This window comes from Paenibacillus intestini, from assembly GCF_030803945.1.
Classification (GTDB): Bacteria; Bacillota; Bacilli; order Paenibacillales; family Paenibacillaceae; genus Paenibacillus; species Paenibacillus polysaccharolyticus.
This window is the reverse complement of record NZ_JAURUN010000006.1, coordinates 150255-170643: the sequence shown is the minus strand read 5'-3', so window position 1 is coordinate 170643 and position 20389 is coordinate 150255. Positions and strand designations below refer to the sequence as shown.

22 protein-coding genes are annotated in these 20389 nt (G+C 49.0%); 21 read left to right on the top strand and 1 reads right to left on the bottom strand.

What is annotated here, in order from left to right; translation table 11 throughout:
* Positions 1 to 93: 93 nt before the first annotated feature.
* The 7 genes from J2T16_RS17525 (at position 94) to J2T16_RS17495 (ending at position 7803) form a co-directional block, all read left to right on the top strand.
* Positions 94 to 1767, top strand: a complete 1674-nt coding sequence (locus J2T16_RS17525) for a GAF domain-containing sensor histidine kinase (RefSeq protein WP_221787771.1) — start codon at positions 94 to 96, stop codon at positions 1765 to 1767.
* Positions 1768 to 1786: 19 nt separating this feature from the next.
* Entirely contained in the window at positions 1787 to 2614 is an 828-nt protein-coding gene (locus J2T16_RS17520) for a response regulator (RefSeq protein ID WP_221787773.1), read from the top strand.
* Between the two features lie 211 nt (positions 2615 to 2825).
* Positions 2826 to 3392 (top strand): NAD(P)H-dependent oxidoreductase, encoded by a 567-nt coding sequence (locus J2T16_RS17515; protein WP_154958579.1) that lies wholly within the window; start codon positions 2826 to 2828, stop codon positions 3390 to 3392.
* Between the two features lie 38 nt (positions 3393 to 3430).
* Complete coding sequence (locus tag J2T16_RS17510; protein ID WP_154890789.1) at positions 3431 to 3889, top strand: VOC family protein; 459 nt, start codon at positions 3431 to 3433, stop codon at positions 3887 to 3889.
* Positions 3859 to 4596: a VOC family protein gene (locus J2T16_RS17505; protein ID WP_222592185.1), complete on the top strand. Its 738-nt coding sequence runs from the start codon at positions 3859 to 3861 to the stop codon at positions 4594 to 4596. Before J2T16_RS17510 ends, J2T16_RS17505 begins: the two co-directional genes overlap by 31 nt.
* A gap of 144 nt (positions 4597 to 4740) precedes the next feature.
* Positions 4741 to 5691 (top strand): hypothetical protein, encoded by a 951-nt coding sequence (locus tag J2T16_RS17500; protein WP_499018910.1) that lies wholly within the window; start codon positions 4741 to 4743, stop codon positions 5689 to 5691.
* A 408-nt stretch (positions 5692 to 6099) separates the two neighbouring features.
* Entirely contained in the window at positions 6100 to 7803 is a 1704-nt protein-coding gene (locus J2T16_RS17495; protein ID WP_221787779.1) for a DUF4127 family protein, read from the top strand.
* A gap of 95 nt (positions 7804 to 7898) precedes the next feature.
* Here J2T16_RS17495 and J2T16_RS17490 read toward each other — a convergent pair whose 3' ends face one another.
* Positions 7899 to 8375, bottom strand: a complete 477-nt coding sequence (locus J2T16_RS17490; protein WP_090918349.1) for a hypothetical protein — start codon at positions 8373 to 8375, stop codon at positions 7899 to 7901.
* A gap of 406 nt (positions 8376 to 8781) precedes the next feature.
* Here J2T16_RS17490 and J2T16_RS17485 point away from each other — a divergent pair, with 406 nt between their 5' ends.
* From J2T16_RS17485 to J2T16_RS17420, 14 genes are all read left to right on the top strand, one after another.
* Positions 8782 to 9690: a hypothetical protein gene (locus J2T16_RS17485; protein WP_154890793.1), complete on the top strand. Its 909-nt coding sequence runs from the start codon at positions 8782 to 8784 to the stop codon at positions 9688 to 9690.
* 195 nt (positions 9691 to 9885) lie between these two features.
* Positions 9886 to 10074, top strand: a complete 189-nt coding sequence (locus tag J2T16_RS17480) for a YqzN/YkzM domain-containing protein (protein WP_499018909.1) — start codon at positions 9886 to 9888, stop codon at positions 10072 to 10074.
* Positions 10074 to 11537 carry a phage tail sheath subtilisin-like domain-containing protein gene (locus tag J2T16_RS17475; protein WP_499018908.1) on the top strand — a complete coding sequence of 488 codons (1464 nt, stop codon included), beginning with the start codon at positions 10074 to 10076 and terminating at the stop codon, positions 11535 to 11537. Before J2T16_RS17480 ends, J2T16_RS17475 begins: the two co-directional genes overlap by 1 nt.
* 199 nt (positions 11538 to 11736) lie before the next feature.
* Positions 11737 to 12144, top strand: coding sequence for a phage tail tube protein (locus J2T16_RS17470; protein WP_123063182.1), 408 nt, complete (start codon positions 11737 to 11739; stop codon positions 12142 to 12144).
* Between the two features lie 154 nt (positions 12145 to 12298).
* Entirely contained in the window at positions 12299 to 12733 is a 435-nt protein-coding gene (locus J2T16_RS17465) for a phage tail assembly chaperone (protein WP_090918338.1), read from the top strand.
* 14 nt (positions 12734 to 12747) lie between these two features.
* Positions 12748 to 12891: a hypothetical protein gene (locus tag J2T16_RS17460; protein ID WP_186811683.1), complete on the top strand. Its 144-nt coding sequence runs from the start codon at positions 12748 to 12750 to the stop codon at positions 12889 to 12891.
* A gap of 25 nt (positions 12892 to 12916) precedes the next feature.
* Positions 12917 to 14731 carry a hypothetical protein gene (locus tag J2T16_RS17455; protein WP_499018906.1) on the top strand — a complete coding sequence of 605 codons (1815 nt, stop codon included), beginning with the start codon at positions 12917 to 12919 and terminating at the stop codon, positions 14729 to 14731.
* Positions 14732 to 14787: 56 nt separating this feature from the next.
* Positions 14788 to 15420: a LysM peptidoglycan-binding domain-containing protein gene (locus J2T16_RS17450; protein WP_499018977.1), complete on the top strand. Its 633-nt coding sequence runs from the start codon at positions 14788 to 14790 to the stop codon at positions 15418 to 15420.
* The gene (locus J2T16_RS17445) at positions 15417 to 16406 is read left to right on the top strand and encodes an XkdQ/YqbQ family protein (protein WP_429351429.1); all 990 of its coding nucleotides are present in this window, start codon (positions 15417 to 15419) and stop codon (positions 16404 to 16406) included. Before J2T16_RS17450 ends, J2T16_RS17445 begins: the two co-directional genes overlap by 4 nt.
* The gene (locus J2T16_RS17440; protein ID WP_499018904.1) at positions 16399 to 16809 is read left to right on the top strand and encodes a hypothetical protein; all 411 of its coding nucleotides are present in this window, start codon (positions 16399 to 16401) and stop codon (positions 16807 to 16809) included. Before J2T16_RS17445 ends, J2T16_RS17440 begins: the two co-directional genes overlap by 8 nt.
* The gene (locus tag J2T16_RS17435) at positions 16802 to 17257 is read left to right on the top strand and encodes a DUF2634 domain-containing protein (RefSeq protein ID WP_090918333.1); all 456 of its coding nucleotides are present in this window, start codon (positions 16802 to 16804) and stop codon (positions 17255 to 17257) included. The genes J2T16_RS17440 and J2T16_RS17435 overlap by 8 nt, the downstream gene beginning before the upstream one ends.
* 4 nt (positions 17258 to 17261) lie before the next feature.
* On the top strand, positions 17262 to 18401 hold the full coding sequence (locus J2T16_RS17430) for a baseplate J/gp47 family protein (protein ID WP_336120912.1): 1140 nt from the start codon (positions 17262 to 17264) through the stop codon (positions 18399 to 18401).
* Positions 18394 to 18969, top strand: coding sequence for a YmfQ family protein (locus tag J2T16_RS17425; protein WP_499018903.1), 576 nt, complete (start codon positions 18394 to 18396; stop codon positions 18967 to 18969). The genes J2T16_RS17430 and J2T16_RS17425 overlap by 8 nt, the downstream gene beginning before the upstream one ends.
* Positions 18969 to 20360, top strand: coding sequence for a tail fiber protein (locus J2T16_RS17420; RefSeq protein ID WP_499018902.1), 1392 nt, complete (start codon positions 18969 to 18971; stop codon positions 20358 to 20360). Before J2T16_RS17425 ends, J2T16_RS17420 begins: the two co-directional genes overlap by 1 nt.
* The last annotated feature ends 29 nt before the right edge of the window (positions 20361 to 20389 follow it).

Genomic DNA, 20389 nt, shown 5'->3' with positions numbered 1-20389 from the left:
ATTAGGCAAAAAGTTGAAGCTTTCATATCCCCGAAGGATTGGTTACAATGGTTTGGACAAAATCACAGACGGAGCATCTGAGGGGGAGTGCCAATGCCGGAAGAGGCTGGAATGCAGGAAATGGTGACACTGAAAACCATTGCGGAAACGTTAAACACCTCCAATGACCTTAGTCTGATGCTGGATACGGTGGTTGGCAAATTACTTGAGCTAACCGGACTCACGGCGGGATGGCTTTTTCTCATCGATGAACGCGGAGAGTATGCCTGTGTATCAGACTATAACCTGCCGCCAGCTTTAATTCGAAACGATAAAGAGCCCATGAGAACGGGAACGTGCTGGTGTATCAATCGTTTCAGGGATGGAAGGCTGCAGCATGCGGTTAATATCATTAACTGCAAACGTCTTGAAGATGCTGTGGAGTTTAAGTGGGGAGACACACAGGATATTACACACCACGCTACAGTCCCACTGCGCTCGGGTGAACGAATGTTGGGACTGCTCAATGTGGCAGCGCCAGGTAAAGAGGTTTTCAGCGATAGCGAACTCGCGCTTTTGCAGGCGGTAGCCTATCAGATTGGCAGTGCAATGGAGCGAATGCGATTGTATCGTGCGGAGCAACGACGGGCAGAACTTTATGCCCGGCTCGGAGATTTCGGTACAGCATTAAGTCTTGCGATCAATGAGTGTACCGAGTCGAATGCATTGCCTGATACCGTGGTAAGGTTACTTGGCAAGCATTTTGATTGGCCGTTCGCCGCGCTTGTACAACAAACGAATAGCACATTTCATATACATGCAATGTATGCTCATGGTGAGGTATGGACGGACACGCCAGATCCCCTTTCCTTGGACGGGACACGCCTTATGGATCGGATCGTGGATCACTATCGTGCAGCCATCCTATCCGCAGATGAACTTGCTGAAATATTCTGCCAATTCAGGCTTGAATTTCAATGGGGTGAATTTGCTTCAGGGGTTGGTGTGCCTCTCCCATATCATGCACCAGAGGAACCAGGAGTGCTGATCGTTGGTACTAAGTCACGATCTCTTGATCTGATCCGGGCAGACAAAGAAGTCCTTGAGGCTCTGGCAGAACATATCATTGCTTCACGGGAGAGCTTGAAGCTGGCAGATCATCGGCGCGAACTGGCGAGGCTTGAAGAGCGGAATCGGCTTGCTCGGGATTTGCATGATTCGGTGAATCAGATTTTATTCTCCCTATCGCTGACGGCGAAAGGTGCAGAGAGTATGCTCTCCGGTTCGGAACCGGTGCATCCGGCAGCAGAAGTGATGAGAGATATACGAGCTTTGTCCCAGGAAGCGCTCAAGGAGATGCGAGCGTTGATTATGCAACTTCGTCCATCAGGTTTGGAGGCCGGATTGGTAAGCGCGCTTCAGGAGTACGGTGCAAAACAGGGGCTTCAAGTTATCGCTGATCGTAAGGGGATGCGCTCCATACCACGTTTTATTGAAGAAGGTTTGTGGCGTATTGGTCAGGAGGCGCTGAACAATATTCGGAAGCACGCAGGGGTATCCTCGGCATGCATACAGCTTGAATTCAGTGAACGTGAAGCGAAGCTCACGATCTCCGATCGGGGGAAGGGCGGTGCTAAGCGACGGAAGCCATCATCGGAAAGTTCACTCGGATTGTCGATTATGAGGGAGCGTGCGCAATCACTCGGAGGCAAGCTCAATATATGGAGTTCTTCGCGTAAAGGAACAACCGTGACGGCAGTTATACCACTTCCGCATGAAACGGAATAGAGTCAGGAGGCAGGCAAAGATGCCGATTACAATATTACTTGCCGACGATCATGTCATGGTCAGACGGGGACTACATGTTTTTCTGAAAACGCAGGAGGATATGAAGGTTATCGGTGAAGCATCGAACGGGCAAGAAGCCTTGGAGCAAGCGCAGGACCTGGAGCCGGATGTTATTCTGATGGATCTTCATATGCCTGTCATGGACGGTATTGAAACAGCCAGGCGTTTGCGTAATCTGCTACCACATACACGGATCATCGTGCTAACTTCGTTCTCGGATCAGGATCATGTCGTTCCTGCCGTTCGTGCAGGCGTAAAGGGATATCTGCTCAAAGATATCGAGCCTGAGGATTTAGCCGTTGCGATCCGTAATGTGCATTCCGGTCAGGTCGAATTACATCCGGCGGCTGCAAGTCAATTGATGCACGTCATGGCATCGATGGATATGCTGTCAGAAGCAAGTCGAGTGGAGGGCAGGTCTCAAGAGGAAACGCTTTTCCAAGGTTCGAACCAGACTGTACACCAAACGAGTGGACCAAGTGAACGGAGTAATCCGAGTAAGTTAGATGAACCAGGTTATTCAAGTCGTTCAAATCATTCAAGTCATTCATGGAACTCTAATCCATCGAGTCCTCCGTCCGATGAAGGTCTAAATGCACTCACTCGCCGTGAACGCGAAGTGCTGGGGCTGATCGCTCAAGGGCTGAGCAATAAAGAGATTGCGGTTCGGCTTGTGATTACGGAGAAAACAGTTAAAACACATGTCAGTCATCTGCTCGATAAACTAGGGCTTGCAGACCGAACTCAGGCAGCGCTTCATGCTGTTCGGAATGGCTGGGAACTGTAATGAGTTGCAGGCTATCATTGTAGTCGCCAAATTCAGACAAAATTCAGACTAAAGTCGTATGAACTCAACCGAAAGGTTGAGTTTTTTTGTGCTGAAGTTAAGTCCATTAGCTGACGAATGCTGCCCTGCATCAAGGTAAAATAAGGATAACCAAAGTCGAGAAGCAAGAGCATGGATGACGATAATAACAGCGATCAGGAGAGTGAATGTAATGAATATTGTGATATTGGCAGGCAGCAACCGAAGAAATGCAACAAGCACACGCCTGGGTGAATATGCCGTAGAGATCATTCAAGGACAAGGACACGAGGCGAGCTTGTTTAATCTGTATGAAAAACCACTGCCATTCTATGCTCCGGATGAAAAGCAAGAGACCGATGAGAACCTGGCGGCATTGAACACCGTAATGCTTGCGGCGGATGCCATTATCCTGTCTACCCCAGAGTACCACGGCAGCATAAGCGGTGTGCTTAAAAATGCGCTGGATCATCTAAGTCAGGCCCATTTCAGTGGTAAACCGGTTTTATCGATCAGCTCCGCGGGAGGAGCTGTTGGTGTAAGCTCGCTTACCCAAATGCAAACCATGGTACGTAATCTGCACGGGATTAATGCTCCAGAATGGATCTCCATTGGTGGTGCACAGCGCAGACGATTTGAAGCGACATTTGACGGATATGAGGAATACGAAGGTAGTCAGGATATTGAGGAACGGGTGCAGCGCGTACTCGGATCTTTTCTGAATCTGGCTCAGACGTTAACGGCGGCAAGGAAAGCATAAATTCATCATCGTAATGAAATAGAAGGAGGGAATACAGCATGATTAAAGGTTTATATGAAACCCATCTGAATGTGACAGATCTTCAAAGATCACATCATTTTTACGAGAAGGTACTTGGATTACCTCTTGCTAGTGAAAACCCGGAACGCGGATACTTATTTTACTGGATTGGCGGCGAACGCCATGCCATGCTAGGGCTGTGGGAGAAAGACCCCGCGCAGGTGCAACGTCAGCACTTTGCTTTTCAAGTATCCCTGGAAGATATGAAACATGCCGTTGAATACCTTGAAAACAAGGGCATCGCCACTCGTAATTTTCTGGATGATGACATTGGAGAGCTATATGTATTTGGCTGGATGCCAGCGGTTTCTGTTTACTTTGCCGATCCGGATGGTCACTCGTTAGAATTCATTGCCGTGCTGCCGGACGAAGCGAAGCCAGAGCTTGGTTTGGTGCCGTGGAGTGAATGGGAGAAAATGCATGGGAGAAGCATATGATCATAGAGGAAGTACTGTTTTATAGCGTAAAGCTGGAGGAACTGCATCATTTCTATGGAGTTACGCTGGGCATGAGGGTATCCGAGATTAATCCTGTGGAGGAAGCCTTCACTTTGCAGGCCGGATACACCAAAATGATATTCAAACATTGGAACACTGCATCCCAAGTAGAGGGAAAGGGCCGAGCGCCGTTCTATCATTTTGCCTGGATGATCCCGACGAATCAGTTTCAGGAAGCCAAGCAGTGGGCGGCGTCACGAGTGAGGCTAAGCACAGATGGAGAGCGGGATGAAACTTACTCTAACAACTGGGACTCCCACTCACTATATTTTGAAGATCCGGCTGGGAACATTGTGGAGCTGATTGCTCATCACAGGAAAAACAACGAGCAAGAGCGCGCATTTTCGGTGGAAGATATTTTGAAGGTGTGTGAGATCGGGCTGGTTTCGGAGGATGTGCCAGCCACAGTGCACGAATTGGAGAAAGCAGGATTATCCCGCTGGGGCGAAGGAAGTGATACGTTTTCTCCTGTAGGTGATCGAAACGGTTTGTTTATTGTGGTGAGGAAGGAACGAGTATGGTTTTTCTCTAATCAAAAGGCACAGATTTTCCCGTTAGAAGCTACGATCCATCAAGTGGGCAAGCTTCAATTCAATGGAGATGGCAGCGACTCTTCAGGATATTCCGCCACTGGAGTGTCCGTATAAAATATCTTTAGATCAGATACAGCGCAAAAGGGGAATAAGTATCTGAATTCCATCATGTTATAGAAGTAAACGCTTTATTTTATTGAGATCAGGAGTAGTCCGGCTTGTAGCGAGGCTTCCATAACTTGAAGGGGGATGGCACACTTGGATCGACGTTTGTTGGAAGAGGGACTAGCGACAATTGCCTCCAGTCGGGAACGCACCGGTGATCTATGGCATGCCCATTATGGGGCAGGGGCAATTGCGGCTTACTTTTGGGTAAGGGAAAATCGTCTCACGGCCCTTGCCGCTGGCAGTGTTACCGCGGAAGCGAAAGCGATGCTTCGCCAGCATGGGACACATATCAGTCATACGGCTTCACCAAGTGAACGCATGCCGTTAGAAGAAGCCGAAGCGCGTATTGCAGACGCGCTGGAGCACACGATTGGCGAGTTGTACTGGGTAGGACACCAAGTGATCTATGGAGCGATTAGTCTCAAAGCCATTCGTGAACTGGAAGGATGGGGCACCGTAGAAGAGATTGAGCAGATTGCTCAATTAATTGAGTCGTTTGAACGCACGATTCCAGGCAGATCCTGGGTGAATACAACGGTAAAAGAGATTCGCCTTATGCAGCTGGACGAGAATGACAATTTTCCTGAGATACTGCATCCGATTCAGTTGTCTCAGTTCATTCTGGAGGAACTTGGTGCGTTTCGTACGATTTATCAAGCGGAAGCCCATCATGATCTGATTGGACATATGCTTACCTACGGTCATGCGCTGAACATGCTTTATGAGCTGGGATATCAGGCTCTTTTTTATAAAGGCATTCCGCCTTTTCTCAAAATGGTCAAGGCCTTGCGCTTGAGCCGTGATATCGATCTGACGCCGGAGGCAGCCACGCTGCAATCCCCTGTGGACATGTTACCATTAGAACAAGCTGAGCGGTCACGTGCTCTTCCGCATGAATTGGAGTACTGGTTGACGGATCGGCGCTGCCGTGACTGGTATGGCGGGCATATTTTCAAATTTCCGTTCAGCTTCTATCACCATGCCAAACATGAGGAACCTATGCCTGAAATTTGGGAGAACTTCCGTTATATTATTGCGTAGGAAGTATAACAAACAAATCACATTCTATACAATCTATATGTATCTAGTAAACCTTAGAAAGATCCATTACTCAAAATTAACGTTCATTAAATCAAGCACTTGTCCAAGCGGCAGGTGCTTTTTCGTCATTTCCATTTTCTCGCAGAAAACCAACGAGAAATCGGCGTAATTCATCCGCAATACCGTCTGTATGAGGGAGAAAAGAAGGTAAGATGATATTATCGGATCAGAAGCAAGGGAGCAACGTGTAGTGTACAGTGTACAATGTCTATACGACGTGCAAGAAACAGAAAAGTAGATCCCGTACGAAAGTCAGGCCAGCAAATGCTGGTTTTTTTTCATTTCGGTGATTGCGCCCTTGCCCTGATCGGGTATTGAAGAATATCAAAAAACAGGAGGCTACATGATATGAAAACAGTATTGTATGTACCACTCGATGATCGTCCGGCGAATCTGGATGACGTAATTGTACAAGGTAAAGCAGCCGGTCTTCACATCGTTACACCCAACCTGAAAGATATCAAGAACCGTTTGGATACGAAGAAGACGAGCGACGGCACAACGCTACTGGGCACTTCGACGCCCATTTACGGGAATCCGTCCAACATCTATGATTTCATTGTCAAACATGCAGCGAAGGCAGACGGTTTCATCATTTCAACGGATATGCTCGCTTACGGTGGATTGATCGGCAGCCGTCAGCTTCGCGAAAACGGCGGCGGAACGTATCCGTCATATGACGAGCATACGACTCATTTGCTGGACGTCATTCGAATCATTAAAACGAAGTACCCGCGCAAACCGTTGTTTGTGATGGATACGATTATGCGACTGGCAACGACTTCGTTTGCAGATGGATTGGCACTGGATGCGTATAATGAATCTCGCTCTCTGATGCAACAACCACGCCAAACCTTTACGGAATTTGAAGATATTATTCAAGGATATAACGTTTCTCCAGATGGAGTAGAATACGGGGAAACCACATATTTCGATAAACCGAAATACTATAATACAAGACAGCACAAGTTCAAAACCAACCGTTACATTCTGGATCACCTGGCTCGTACAGGATATATTGATTTCCTTGCCGTTGGTGTGGATGATGCGAATACCCAAGGGGTTCAGATCAACGAGATCAAGTATGTCGAAGCGCGGATTAACGAATGGCTTGGCGGTACGGATGGACAGAACCCGGATCGTGCGATTATTTTGCCGGATGCCGATGGATTGGGACATGCTTTGGTCGCACGGATGGCGAATCAGCTGTTCAGAGGTGGGGCTAAAACAAAATATGGCGTGAAGTATTACGGGCCACACGGTTCGACGATCATCAATACCTATGAATATATGGATGTACACCAAAACGTTGTCCACCACGTCGATATCGTCGGCGGTGTTATGATTGAGGATGGGGCAGATTCCGCAGTGGATATGGAGATCATCGCCATTACAGCACTTGATCAGGTGCAGGAGGCGGTGGAGCGTTTGGCAACGAATGGGGAGCAGGGGTTGCCTTCGATCCTGATTGATTTTGTGGGTAAAGGGCCTGCGAACGTCGATGTGGCTGAAGTATTGCTCAATAGTCCATATACCGGACGTGTACTTGGATACAGTGCCTGGAATACACCGGGAAACAAAATTGGTCTTGCGGTTGGCATGGCACAATCAAGATTTGCGCTAATCACTACGGAAAAGCATAAACATAAGTTGCGGGATGCCATGAATGCACACGGCTCACTATTGTTCAAACGTTTCCTGAAGGACTACAGCTACAAAGCGGTAGCCATTGCCGATGTTCGCACCTATTCGCGTGCGCATGCCCTGTATACCAATGTGGCAACACTGGCGGATCAGAATATGGTGCTGTTTAACTCGGAAGAGGACTATGCTCATCTGCAAAGCTTGTTACGCGATCTCATGCAGACACACACCGCTGAACTGGCGAGCAAACCGGCTTTCGGGCAAGGTAATCCGGCCATCCGCCAAATCTGTGACGGGCAACTGACGTACGCCACGTATAACGGTGCACTTCTGGAATACAATAACCCTGATTTCATCTGGGGACGCGCGTTCGAAATTACGCTGAGCCCGCAGGTGAGGATGAATTAAAATCATGTTTTAGAATGACAGGAGAAATGGGCTGTAGTTTAAGTTGAGAACGAATAAAGCGAGCTACTCATGAACGGTAGCTCGCTTTCCTATTCTCAATTCCAAGCAACTATGATGACGAACATCATAGCTACGACAAAAGAAAGTATGAGAAATGATTTATTATTGTGACGCTTATGTGCGATCCATAACCCATAAGAAGACATGAGAGATGAGATAAAGAAAAATAGGTAGAACAACATTCCTTCTGGAGAAAATAGAAAAGCACTGCTTGTAAAGTTCCAAAATCCAGGAAGAATAGGGATAGAATATACGGGGACAATGGCTGCAAGTGTGAATAACAGCGTTTGTGTCCAAAGAAAGTACTTATTCATCAATTTCAATAGAAGAATGGATAAGAGAAATAATAGCAAGGTTACTGTGAAAAAAGAGGGGGCTGTCCACATGAGAAGTTGTCCCCAACCACTCATTTTTTCATCATAAAGTAGAAATAAACTCAAAGTATAAGCAACTACACCTGCCAAATAACTTGAGATGAACACCCAGATGTAAAATAGATCAGATTTCTTCATTTAATCGCCTCCATTCTAATAGAACACGATCACTTTATTAAGGGTATGTTTTTATCATGTAAATGTCTATCTTTATGAGAAAAAAATCACATAAGAAGTGTCGTCTTTTTACCTCCCAAGCTCCGCCCTTATTCGCGCACAAGTCAACCCAATCACCATCCGCGGTAGGGGAAAAAGGCTGTAAGATAGTATTATCGGATCAATTGCCGAGGGACACACCGAAAGCACATACGCTAATGTACAGACCAGCCAATACGGCTGGTCTTTTTGATGCGGTGAGATTGTCCCTGCATTTTGATCCGGTTTCTACTTGGAGTGTGGAAAAAGGGGGAGTCCCGAACTGCCACATGGTTGCTGTAACATGCGGGCAGTATTCATTTTTACGGCGGAAGGGGGCGAAATGAATGTGTCTATTAGCACACGTATTAAAAAGACGTTAAAGCAGAAGCTTGCGGCTCTTATACCTGCTTGGGAAGGCCGCGTGCAGGATATTCCCGCTTCGGGTGAAGTATTGTCAGGTCCATGCGCAGTTGTTGCTTTTGCCGAAGAAGTACCGAAGTCAGCTTGGGCAGGATACAGGCGAATCATCAAGATTTCACCGTATGCCCGATCGGAAGACGGGGGTGCAGAGCTGGTGGAGGTCTGGTCAGCATCGTTAATCGCGGGCTTGCATCAGGTGCGGCTGGAGGATGAGGAAGGTGGAGCTTTTACTTGCCTCTATCTGGGTTCTACGGACAGCGACCGTGCAGATGTTGCCTCAGGTTTGATCACACGTAGTTTGCGCTTTGGTGTGTACGTTCCTGAACCGCAAGGTGCCGCCGGGAATAGCCCTGTGATGGATGACCCTTGGCTTGTTGCACTGCAGCTTTGGACAGCGAACATGCTAGGATCGAACTGGTCTGTGTATGCCAATAGTTGGCCAGGTGGGTATAGGATGCCGTCTGTACTGTGGCGATTAAACGGGAACAGTACCGCGGTGGCGGGAACCTCGGCGCTTGAAGTACGCAAACAGTGGATCGGGCATGTTCTTACCGATGATACAATTCTGACGGATCAGGCGGCAAGTTATCTGGTCAAGCAATTGGCACTTCAATCGCGGATTCCAATGACTCCATCGGATAGTGAGGAAGCTGGAGCTAACACGATGGGCGAGAGTCACACACGTTATGTGACAGTAGATGAGGTAACAGCGGATTTGCAAGCCGATGCGTATCTGAATGGACAGATTCGTCTAACGTTAACACAGCGAATCCGTCGTCCGGTTACAAGTGCACCTCTTATGCGTGAGATCCACCATAACAAAGGAATCGAGTAAAAGTAAGCCCCAGAGAAGTTATCACTAAGGGATAGTTTCAGATCGTTTTATACCTTAGCTTATGTAGACTCATAGCTTTAGTAAGACTGCTTCTTCGTAGAAATTTTATAGATTACAGGATCAAAAATTCATAGGTGAGACGAGATCATTTGAACTTTGTTAGATCAACGAGGTGAGAGATACATGGCAAGCTTTTTGAAAAAAAAGTTACCGGTTCTCCCGCAGTATACGCGGGCTGAACTGATGAATCATTCGGAAGCCCTCTTTGCCGTGAAGGCAGAGGTGCTGGCTGGTGCGCTGCACGAAGCGGCGCACCAGACGTTTTCCATTGAAGAAGCACAGGCAAGAATCAACCAATTTTTGAAAGCGAAGGTGAATGAATAATGGCAGGTGGAACTTGGGAACAAACAAATCGTCCGGTCCTTCCGGGATTGTATATGAATTTTCAGGCGGCGGCGTCTTCGGCTATTCAGGCGGGCAGTCGTGGAACGGTCGTTGTGCCGGTCAAGGCTAACTGGGGTCCGGTGGACACGTTTGTGGAAGTAAGCAGTGAAACGGCAATTGAACGTACATTTGCGGCAAATGCACTGGATAACGGCACGGCCTATGCGTCTTTGAAGCTGGCTTTACTTGGCGGACCGAAGAAACTGCTCGCTTATCGGGTGGCAAGTTCGGTAGCGAAAGCAGCTACGCTGACGTTGAAAGACGGTGGTGGTGCGGATGTGCTCCAACTCGATGCAAAGTATCCAGGCGACCGTGCGAATGGCTTCTATGTAACGATTCAGCCAGGTGTGATCGACAATACGAAGTTTGAAGTGCGTTTGTTTGAAGGCAACCGCATGTTGTATGCGCTCTTGACTGCAGATGTTACTGCTGTAACTCTTGCCAAAGAGATCAATGCCGATGAGCAAAACCTGTGGATCACGGCTCAGGCGATTGGAGAAGGGACTGGGGAGGTTGCGAACGTATCGGGAGCGGCTTTCAAAGGCGGCGTAAGCGGCAATGATGCACTGACGAATGCAGAGTACATTACTTTGCAGGGCGCGCTGGAAGGCGAGCAGTTTGATGTGCTTGCCTTGGATCATGCGGCGGATGCAGCGTTGCTTGCGAGCTTTGCGGCGTGGGTCAAACGGGTTCGCAGTGAAGGCAAGCCGGTCATGGCTGTATTCGGTGGCTCCACAGCAGACGATACGTCCGCTTCGGCAGCTCAGAAGGCTGCAACGCGCTCCCTTACGCTGAACCATGAAGGTGTGATTAATGTGGGCACGGGCGTGCGTTTGGGCGATGCTTTCTATAGCTCCGCACAGACCTCGGCTTATGTTGCAGGTCTTATCGCCGGACAACGTCTGAACGAATCCACGACATATGCGGCAACACCGTTCGATGATGTTACACGCCGCTGGACACGCGCCGAACAGGAGCAGGCTGTACAGAATGGCGTATTTATTTTCTTCCACGATGGACGCCGGGTTAAAGCTCTCCGTGGCGTGAATACTCTGGTTACCCCCGCTGCCGGACAAAATAATGCGTGGAAAAAAATCCGGTCGATCCGGGTCATGGATGCGATTAATACAGATTTGCAGCGCTCCGCAGAAGATACGTATATCGGCAAAGTGAACAATACCGAAGAAGGTCGTCAGGCACTGATTGGTGCGATGAAGGCTTATCTGGCGTTGCTCGCACAGAGCAATGTTATCGAGGCCGAAGGGTATGATGTTGTTCTCGACCCGGCATATTACGGTAATGCACCCGTGCTGAAACCGGAGACAGATCAGGTATTCCTGCAATGGAATGTGAAGCTGACGGACGTGATGGAGCAGTTGTTTGGTACGTTTTACGTGCAATAAGGTAAAAGGCTTGAAAGCAGGCTAACAGGCTAGTAGATCGTTTTGTGAAAAAAGTAGAAGGACATGTTGAGTGGTTGGTTTATACAAATAACGGAGAGGCCAGCGAAATTCTAGGGATACAGTGATTCGGAGGATTTCTGACGGTATCGTTATGATGTGTGAACAATAACCACTCAACCATAATAAGGAGGAAATATACATGTTGGATGCGTCAAGAGTAATTCTCGGTACCCACGGTCAATTGCATATGGATGGTGTGTGGCAGACCAATATTAACAAGCTGGAGGCCAGCGTAGAGATTGAGAAACGAGAGCTGAATCTGGTCGGCAACGAGTGGAAGGTTCACAAAAACGGTGCTAAAAAAGGTACAGGTACGATGACAGGTTACAAGGTTACGTCCGATATGATCAAGCGCGGCTTCACCAAATTTCAGATTATCTCCAAGCTGGACGATCCCGAGTCGTACGGACATGAAAGTGTGCTGCTGAAAGGTTGCATGGTAGATAAAATTCAGCTGGCGAACTGGACGGCAGGCGAGGAAGTGCCGGAAGAAACGGGCTTTACCTTTGAGGGATTCGAATTGCTGAATCCGATTGTAGCGAATTGATTTTTATGAAACGTTACTGAACTTGTTAACAGCAGGCAAGGGCACTGAAGCAGACCGGGAACCTCTCGGTCTTTTTGGTGTCTGGAGATGATTATAAAAAACACGGAAGCACATCGAATTCAGAGAATACATGAGAAAAAGGAGATTTTAACCGATGAGTATGAACGAAAATTTGTCCGAAGAGCAGATTTTGGATCAGTTGTTTGAGGCGGCAGAACGTCTGCCAGAAGAAAATGTGCGTATCCAGCGTCTGGATCTGCTACTCACCTTGCGTGGATTGACTTCTTCCAAAGTAGACCAGATTCGCGAACGCTGTACGATTCGCAAAACGACAAAGGGGCGCACCGAAGAAAAGGTGGATACCGAAACGTTTAATGCCCTGCTGATCTCCGAGGCCACGGTGAAAATGAGTGTACGCGGACTGGAACTGTCCGGCTGGGGAGACAACCGCATCACGGGACGTATGAAGTTGTCAGGTGGAGAGCAGGCGGTGCGCCGTATGTTGCTGGCTGGTGAACTGGATGCGGTTGGTGACAAAGTGCTCGAACTCTCCGGCTTCGGCGTGGAGATTGAAGACCTAAAAAACTGATTCACTCCGGCGGGATGACCACGTTCCTGTATCACATGTGGGTGCGTCATCATCTCCGTCCCGGAGAGTTCTGGTCTTTGCCACGGGGGGAGCGCTCGCTTTTGCTTGCTTTCTCGGAAGAAGAGATGGCGGCCATATCCGCTCAAATGAATCGTTAAGCCAAACAGGCAGGAGGTGAAACAAATGGCAGAAATGATTATCGGGTTATCCCAATCCAACACACAAATGAAGACGACCCTTCGTTATCTGGATCAGATTCAACGTTCCACAGATCGTTTAAACCGGGTGCGTTATCAAGGGTTGATCAAAGTGAATGATGAGCTGAGAACCACCGGACGCAGACTAGAGAGCATCTATAGTACTGCTGTCCGCCTGAGCCGCTTGCGAATCACACCGAGAATTAGATTGGATGATCAGCTAAGTCCGGCGTTGGATCGTGCTTTGATCAAACTAAACAGCTTCCGCAATCAGTTAGTGAAGGCTTCGGGAACAGTATCGGTTGAGGTGAAGCAAAAGGTTGAAGTGGCGATGGGGAAAATGACCCCGGCTAGCGGGCCTTCATTGGCGTTAAACATTGGGAACAACAACAATACAGTTAAGAATGTGGCGAAAGAAGAAGATAAGAGTTGGCTTGATAAAGCCAATGAATATGTAGAAATGGCTAATAATTTTAATGATCTCATTGATAACTTCGTGGATAAATTCGAAAAAATTAAAGGCCTATTTACTAAAAAGAAAGGGAGTAATACAACTGATCCAACCACAAGTCCTGCAGCTAAATGTTGCTGTTGCTCTGGCGGTGGTCGAGTAGGAAGTGTTCGAAGAACAGCAACTAAAGGTAACCGTCAAACACGTACTAATAGTAGAAATGGCGGAGACGTTTCTAGAAATGCAGCCACTCGGAGAGTGGCTGGTGGAAGAGGAAGAAGATCTGCTTCGAGAGCACCCAGCCCTGCGTCTGTGCCAAGGCCAAATGTCCCAAAAATCCTTACAGACACTTCAGATCGTGCTGTAAATGAAGCAAGAAATATGAATCGAAACCGGGGAATTGGCGGTGGCAGAAGATCCAACCTGGTTTCTGGGATCATGTCCTCTTCACCAATGGGAATGTCTAACTTGTTTTCGGGAGATGGCATGTTAGGCAAGTTGGGTGGCGGCTTTGCCAAAGGTGCAAAGAAATTGCTAGGCCCAATCAGCATGCTGGCAGACGTGGCTAATATCGCCAATGCACCTGCCGTTGAGAGGGGCAGGGCAGTTGGCTCTATGATTGGCGGAACGGCGGGTACTGCGATTGGTAGCGCCATTGGTAGTTTTATTTTGCCAGGAATCGGTACTTACATTGGTGGTGCTGTTGGTGGTTGGGCTGGTGGTGAAGTGGGAGGCTGGATTGGAGATAAGGCGAAGGATATCGGTAGCTTTGTATCCAATGCATCGGAAGGTTTAGGCAACGCGTTATCTGGTGCTGCTGACTTCGTCTCTGAGAAAGCAAAGAGTCTCACTGAGGGATTTTCTGATTTTTTCGGTTTTGGATCGAAAAAAGAAGAACAGACTACTCCGCCTGCAACCGTTGCTTCAACCTCTTCCGTACCTGCAGCGCCGCAAATGCCGCCAGCGTACAGGCCAGAATTTTTATCGATCACCGGACCCGAAGCTTACATGAACAATCGATTGAGCTCACCGACGGCTGCGGGTCTCATGGGAACAAGTGTGATGCAATCTCAAGCGATGGCGTTAAATCAAACGGGACAGCAGAGCGGTAAAGCATCGCCACTCACAGTAAGTATCTCCGAAGAACAGATGAGCAGTTTGGCAGGTTACCTTAAGGATTTTAAAACGGAAACGACCAACCAGATTTCGGTGAATGTTGCACCAGGCACAGTGCAAGTGACCGTTTGGGAGAACGCGATTGATTACGACGCTGTGACTCAACAAGTGGGGCAACGGATCTCGAACGAGCTCCGCCGGGCGATGCAAAATCGCAAAACGATTATGGCCTAAGCAGAAAGGAGGCCGCAGATATGTCTGTACTTCAAGATGAAGTTGGTCCTAATAAAATGTCGTTCACGTTGAAGGACGGCAGTACTTCGTTTGTATTCCCGGTGAACCCGGAAGAAGTCAACATTTCCAGATCCAAGGGTTACGAAACGATTAATATGCTGGAGCATGGCGAGTTTGATTTTGCACAAGGGGAGAAGGTGAAGGAGATCACCTTCTCTTCTTTTTTTCCCAAACAATATGATCCGTCCTATTGCATGGACGAGAAGTATTTTCTAGATCCACGCGTGGCGCTGAATGTGCTGAACACCTTTCTCATCTCCAAACAACCGATGCGTTTTATCATCTCGGGAACCGGAGTGAATGTACCTGTGTTTCTGATTTCACTCAATTCGAGTTTTCGCGGCGGGGAGCCGGGAGATATATATTTCGACGTGACCCTGCGAACGTGGCGAGATTCCAAAGTGGAGAAGATGGGTTCAGGCGCTACTGGGAGTAAGGCTAGTTCACGTACTGATCTGAAAAAAAGTAGCAAGACATACACCGTCAAAGCCGGGGATTCCCTCTCCAAAATAGCCAAGTTTGAGCTTGGAAATAGTTCCAAGTGGAACGAGATTTACAAGCTCAACACGAAAATCATCGGCAGTGATCCGAACCGGATCAAGCCGGGGCAAAAGCTGGTGATGCCATGACTTACAAGGTCATTGTCGATGACAAATATGATATCACCAAGCTTGTCGAAACGATTACGCTGAAGGACTCGCTTGATCAGATTGCCTATCAAGCGAACATCCGGCTGGCCGTGTCTGCTTCTTCAGGTCTGCCTTCGATTTCACCAGGCATGGCGGTGCGGATCAGTGGGGTTCCTTTTGGCGAAAAATCAGTGGTCTACCTGCTCCATCCAGCGGTCATCTGGGAAGCGGAAAGCTCGAACAGCGGCACCAAGCGTTTGTCCCTCACGGTCTACGACCGGATGATTTATCTTGAGAAATCGGAGGACGAATTCCTGTTTCCCAAGGATCAGACGGCGGTGCAACGGCTTAAAGCGTACGCTAAGGAATGGAAAATTCCCTTGGCTACGTTGCCAGAGATCAAGACGAAGCTGGGTAAGGCGGTGTATCGGTCACAGACGATTTTTTCGATGATATTTGCCGATCTGAAAGAAACGGCCAAGTCCGGGGGAGACATGTATCATCCGCGGATGACGCCTGGCGGGTTGCAGTTGTTCAAGGTAGGTAGCAACACGAAGGTACACGCGCTGGATCGGATAATCGATCTGACGCAGATGCGTACACTCGAAGGCGCGGTCACGAAAGTAAAGGTGATGGCAGCGTCTGAGTCCGGCGGTAGCGGTAAAGAGGTGCCTTCCAAAGTGTTAGCGATTGAGCAGAGTGATACAGAGCAGTTAGGTACATTACAGAAACTGGTCGAAGACGATCAGGTAAAAACCGCGGCCGCCGCAAAAAAACTGGCAAAAAGCAAACTGACAGGTATTCAAGAGACGTTTACGATCTCGGCTCCGGATATCAATACGATTCGCGCAGGAGATGCGGTCACGTTGAAAGGTCTAAAGCTGATCGTCATGTCGGTGAGCCGGGATCTGTCAGCCGGGCCGGGCACGATGACGCTGGAGCTGGGCACGGCGGAGCTGGTGAAAAGGAGGTTTTACCTTGAATAAAGAAGATCCGTACGGGCAGTTTGCCAATGTGATGCGGGGAGCGATGAGCACACATTCCCGTCAGGCCGTGAGCGGTTTGGGCGCGGTGCTTGGTACGATCACGGCGTCCGGTGTGAAGCTGGACGATTTCAAGCACGAAGTTCAGGACTATCTCGTGGCCGAGCTACCGGGCACGCTGGGGTTGCCGGAGCGCGAGCAGGCTGGCGCGATTTCCGGGATATCTGACGTGGCTGGCGGCGGTACGACGGGCACGGGACGCTTTCTTTTGCAAAAAGAGGAAGTGGAAGAAGCAGTCTGGTCTTTGGGCAAAGGTTTGAAAGCCGGGGATCGCGTGCTAGCGATGCGGGTGAATGGAGGGAACGATATTGTGGTGCTGTGTAAGGTGGTGAGTGCGAGTGCCTAGTTTGTTTCCGGAAACGGGTATGGTCTGGGGAGATGAAGAGGACCTGTCGGGTGCGGCTTCGGAAGAAGTGCGTTTTGGGCGAAGCTGGCGCTATGACTATGATGCTGGTGATTTTGTGTTGACTCCAAGTGGCAAGGTGGCTACAGCAGACGCGCATGAAGCGTGGGTGCAATGGTGTATCAAGGCGGTGAAAACTCCGCGGTACAGACATGTGATCTACTCTCGGGACTACGGTTCGGAGCTGGAGGATCTGATCGGTCAGGGGGATAGCCGCGGTGTGATGGAAAGTGAGATTGCCCGGATGGTGACGGAAACGCTGCTCGCTGATCCTCGTACGGATGCGGTGGACCAGTTTATATTCGATTGGGACCGGGAGCAGTGCGGGTTTACGTGCCGGGTGATGAGTGTGCAGGATGAGATGTTTATTCTGGAAAGTGAGGTGATCTGACGGGATGGCTGAGATTCCGCGTTATTTGGAGGGCCAGACGGAGGAACAGATTATGCAGCGCATGCTGGATCGTCTGCCCGCGGATCTGGACAAGTCGGAAGGGTCGTTTTTGTGGGATGCGGAGGCTCCGGTAGCTTTTATGCTGTCCGAGGCGGCGCTTTGGGCGCAGGAGCTGTTGCGGCGCGGATTTGCCAGTACGGCGGCGAGCCGTGATCCGAATTTTCGTTCGGAGGAACTGGATTTGCGCGCGGGGGAACATGGCATTACACGCCGGGCGGCGGTGGCGGCACAGGGCACCGTGAAATTTACGGGTGAGCCGGGGAAAGTCGTGCCAGCAGGTACGGTTGTAGCTACGCTCGCAGATGAGGTGTCCGGTGAAGCGTCGCTGGAATATGAAACGGTGGGCCGTGTGGAGCTGGATGAGGATGGTCTGGGAAGTATAGGGGTACGTGCGCTTGTCGCCGGAAAAGAGAGCAATGTACCCGCAGGCACGTTAACCGTGCTGTCTACACCGGTAAGCGGCGTGACGTCCGTGGTGAATACGGACGTCATCAAGGGCGGTGCGGACATCGAGGCAGATACCGCGCTGCTGGAGCGCTTTTATGCCAAAGTCCGCAATCAGGGTACAAGCGGCAACAAGGCACAGTATGTGCAATGGGCCAGTGAAGTGCCGGGCGTCGGGGCCACGCGGGTGATCCCGCTATGGCAGGGGCCGGGCACCGTTGGGCTGTATCTGCTCGATACGGACAAGCGTGCTGCGGGATCTGATCTGGTGGCTGCGGTGCAAAAGTATGTTGACCCCACGCAAGATGGACAAGGCGAGGGCGTTGCCCCGGCTGGACCTGTTGTGACGGTGATGCCGGCAGAGGAAGTGCCGATGAACATTCAGGTGAAGCTGACGCTGGCAAGTGATGCCACGCTGGCGGATGTCCGGGCATTAATCGAGCGCGGCGTGACAGCGTATTTGAAGCAACTTGCTTTTGCCGATCCACTCGTACGTTACACTCGTATTGCTGCGATTCTGCTGGACATCCCGCCGATTATTGATTATTCGGAGCTAACCGTGAACGGTGTAAGCGACCAGAATATCGAGATGACCGCCAGCCAAGTGGCTGTGCTGGGGACGGTGGATGTGCATGAGTAGTGCTGGACTAACGAGTGAAAAGGGGCGAGAGATGTTCTCGTATTTGCCCCAATATTATGAGACTTCGCGTGTGATGCAGGCCGATATGCAGGCCAAGGGCAGTGAGATGGATTTGCTGTACCAGGCTCTGGACGAGACGCTGGAACAGTTTTTTGTCCGCACGGCGACATGGGGGCTGGACTTCTGGGAGCAGGAGCTTGGTATTGAGACGGATCGTCTCAAACCTGTAGAGCAGCGGCGTGCTGTGGTAGAGTCGAAGCTGCGCGGAGCAGGTAAGTTTTCGGGCAGGCAGGTCGCAAATGTGGCCGAAGCGTATGCCGGGGGGAAGGTGGATGTAACTTTTCAGCCGGAAGCGTGGAGCTTTATGGTGAGTTTTGTAGATACGATGGGTATTCCGCCTAATATCGATGATCTGAAACGAGCCATTGATGAACTGAAACCGGCCCATATGGCAGTAGAATATAAATACCGTTATTTGGTCTGGGACGACCTGGACAAGAAGCAGAAAACATGGGATGAACTTGATGCCGCGTCCCTGACGTGGAATGAACTGGAGGTGTGGGCGTAATGCCACAGGAAACCGATCGTTTGAAATTACCTCTTCCGCTAGGAAATGAAACTGTGAGTCGGGAGAGCATTAATGCAGTTTTTGAAAAGATTGACGCAGGCGTTGCCACAAAAGCGGATTTGGACGCGCTTCGTGAAGCAGTGAGCAAGATGGACATTCCTGATGCGTCCTTGATACAAAAAGGGAAGGTGCAGTTATCGAACAAGACGGATGGCACGTCCGAGACGGTGGCGGCGACGGAGAAGGCGGTTAGGGATGCGAGTCGGGCTACTGTTAATGCGGCAGCTACAGACGCCACTTCAAAAGCAAATGCAGCTGAGGTTAATACGAAAAACTATGCAGACGCGAATTTTCGCAAACCATCAGAGGTAATGAGCTCCAATCTAATTAAAAATTCATCAGGAATGTTGAATCTTGATTACTGGAAGAATTCGGGCCAGGCCACTTTTCTAAGATTCCAGAATCAAACCGTAGGAGCATTTTTTGCAGTTAATTCATCTGTTTCCCCTACTAATTATGGCGTACTTGATAATGAGCCCGTGGGAGTTTCACCAGGAGGTAAGTATCTGTTACAAGCTGTATTCCATACTCGTGAAACTTATTATAATTCTGCCGTATTGATTGAGGTGAAGAACGCTTCAGACAATGTGACAATTAACAGTTTAGTAGCTGACAATCAAAAATGGTGGCATAGGAAAGCACAAGTTATTACTATTCCAACGGGTGTAACAGCTATTTACCTAAGATTAGTTGTTAATAATGTCCCAGTCGGTACGCATGGATTTGCTCGGATTAAACTCAGTGAAGTAATGGACGATGCTGGTAAGGACATGCCTTACTCTGTGGAAATGGATACTCGTGCATTGTATGAGGGAATTGACTCGGTAAAGCAATCTGGCGTTGATGCAAAAAACGGTATTGTGGGTGCCATTAACGCCAAGGGTGGAAGTGCATCCACAAGTGATACATGGGCACAATTGGCTACGAAGATAAAGGCGACAAAGTCAGAATTCTCACTGATATCAGGTAAAGTGTCCGCAGCGGAGGGGAGAATTGACATCCCGGGATACAAACCACAGGTGTTTATACTTCATCCAATCGCATCTCGCAATGCTCAAATCTGGTATGATTCTCTGCAAAACCAGAGTACAGCTTGGATATACTCTTCTGGCCCTTTAGTTGCAATTCGTCAATCTGACACGAATAATACAACAAAAAATCTTGGTATTAGAGACTATGTTACTTTTGGAAATTACTACATGTCTACGGGTGCAGAATTTAAGACTTTAGTTTTCGGAGAAAATTATGTTGAATTCAAAGTATCATCTTCAGGCGATGGCTATATTTCTCAAGAGAAGATTGATTACACGATACTAGCCGTACCTTTGTAAGTAATACTTAATTCAATATAAGGTAGTTA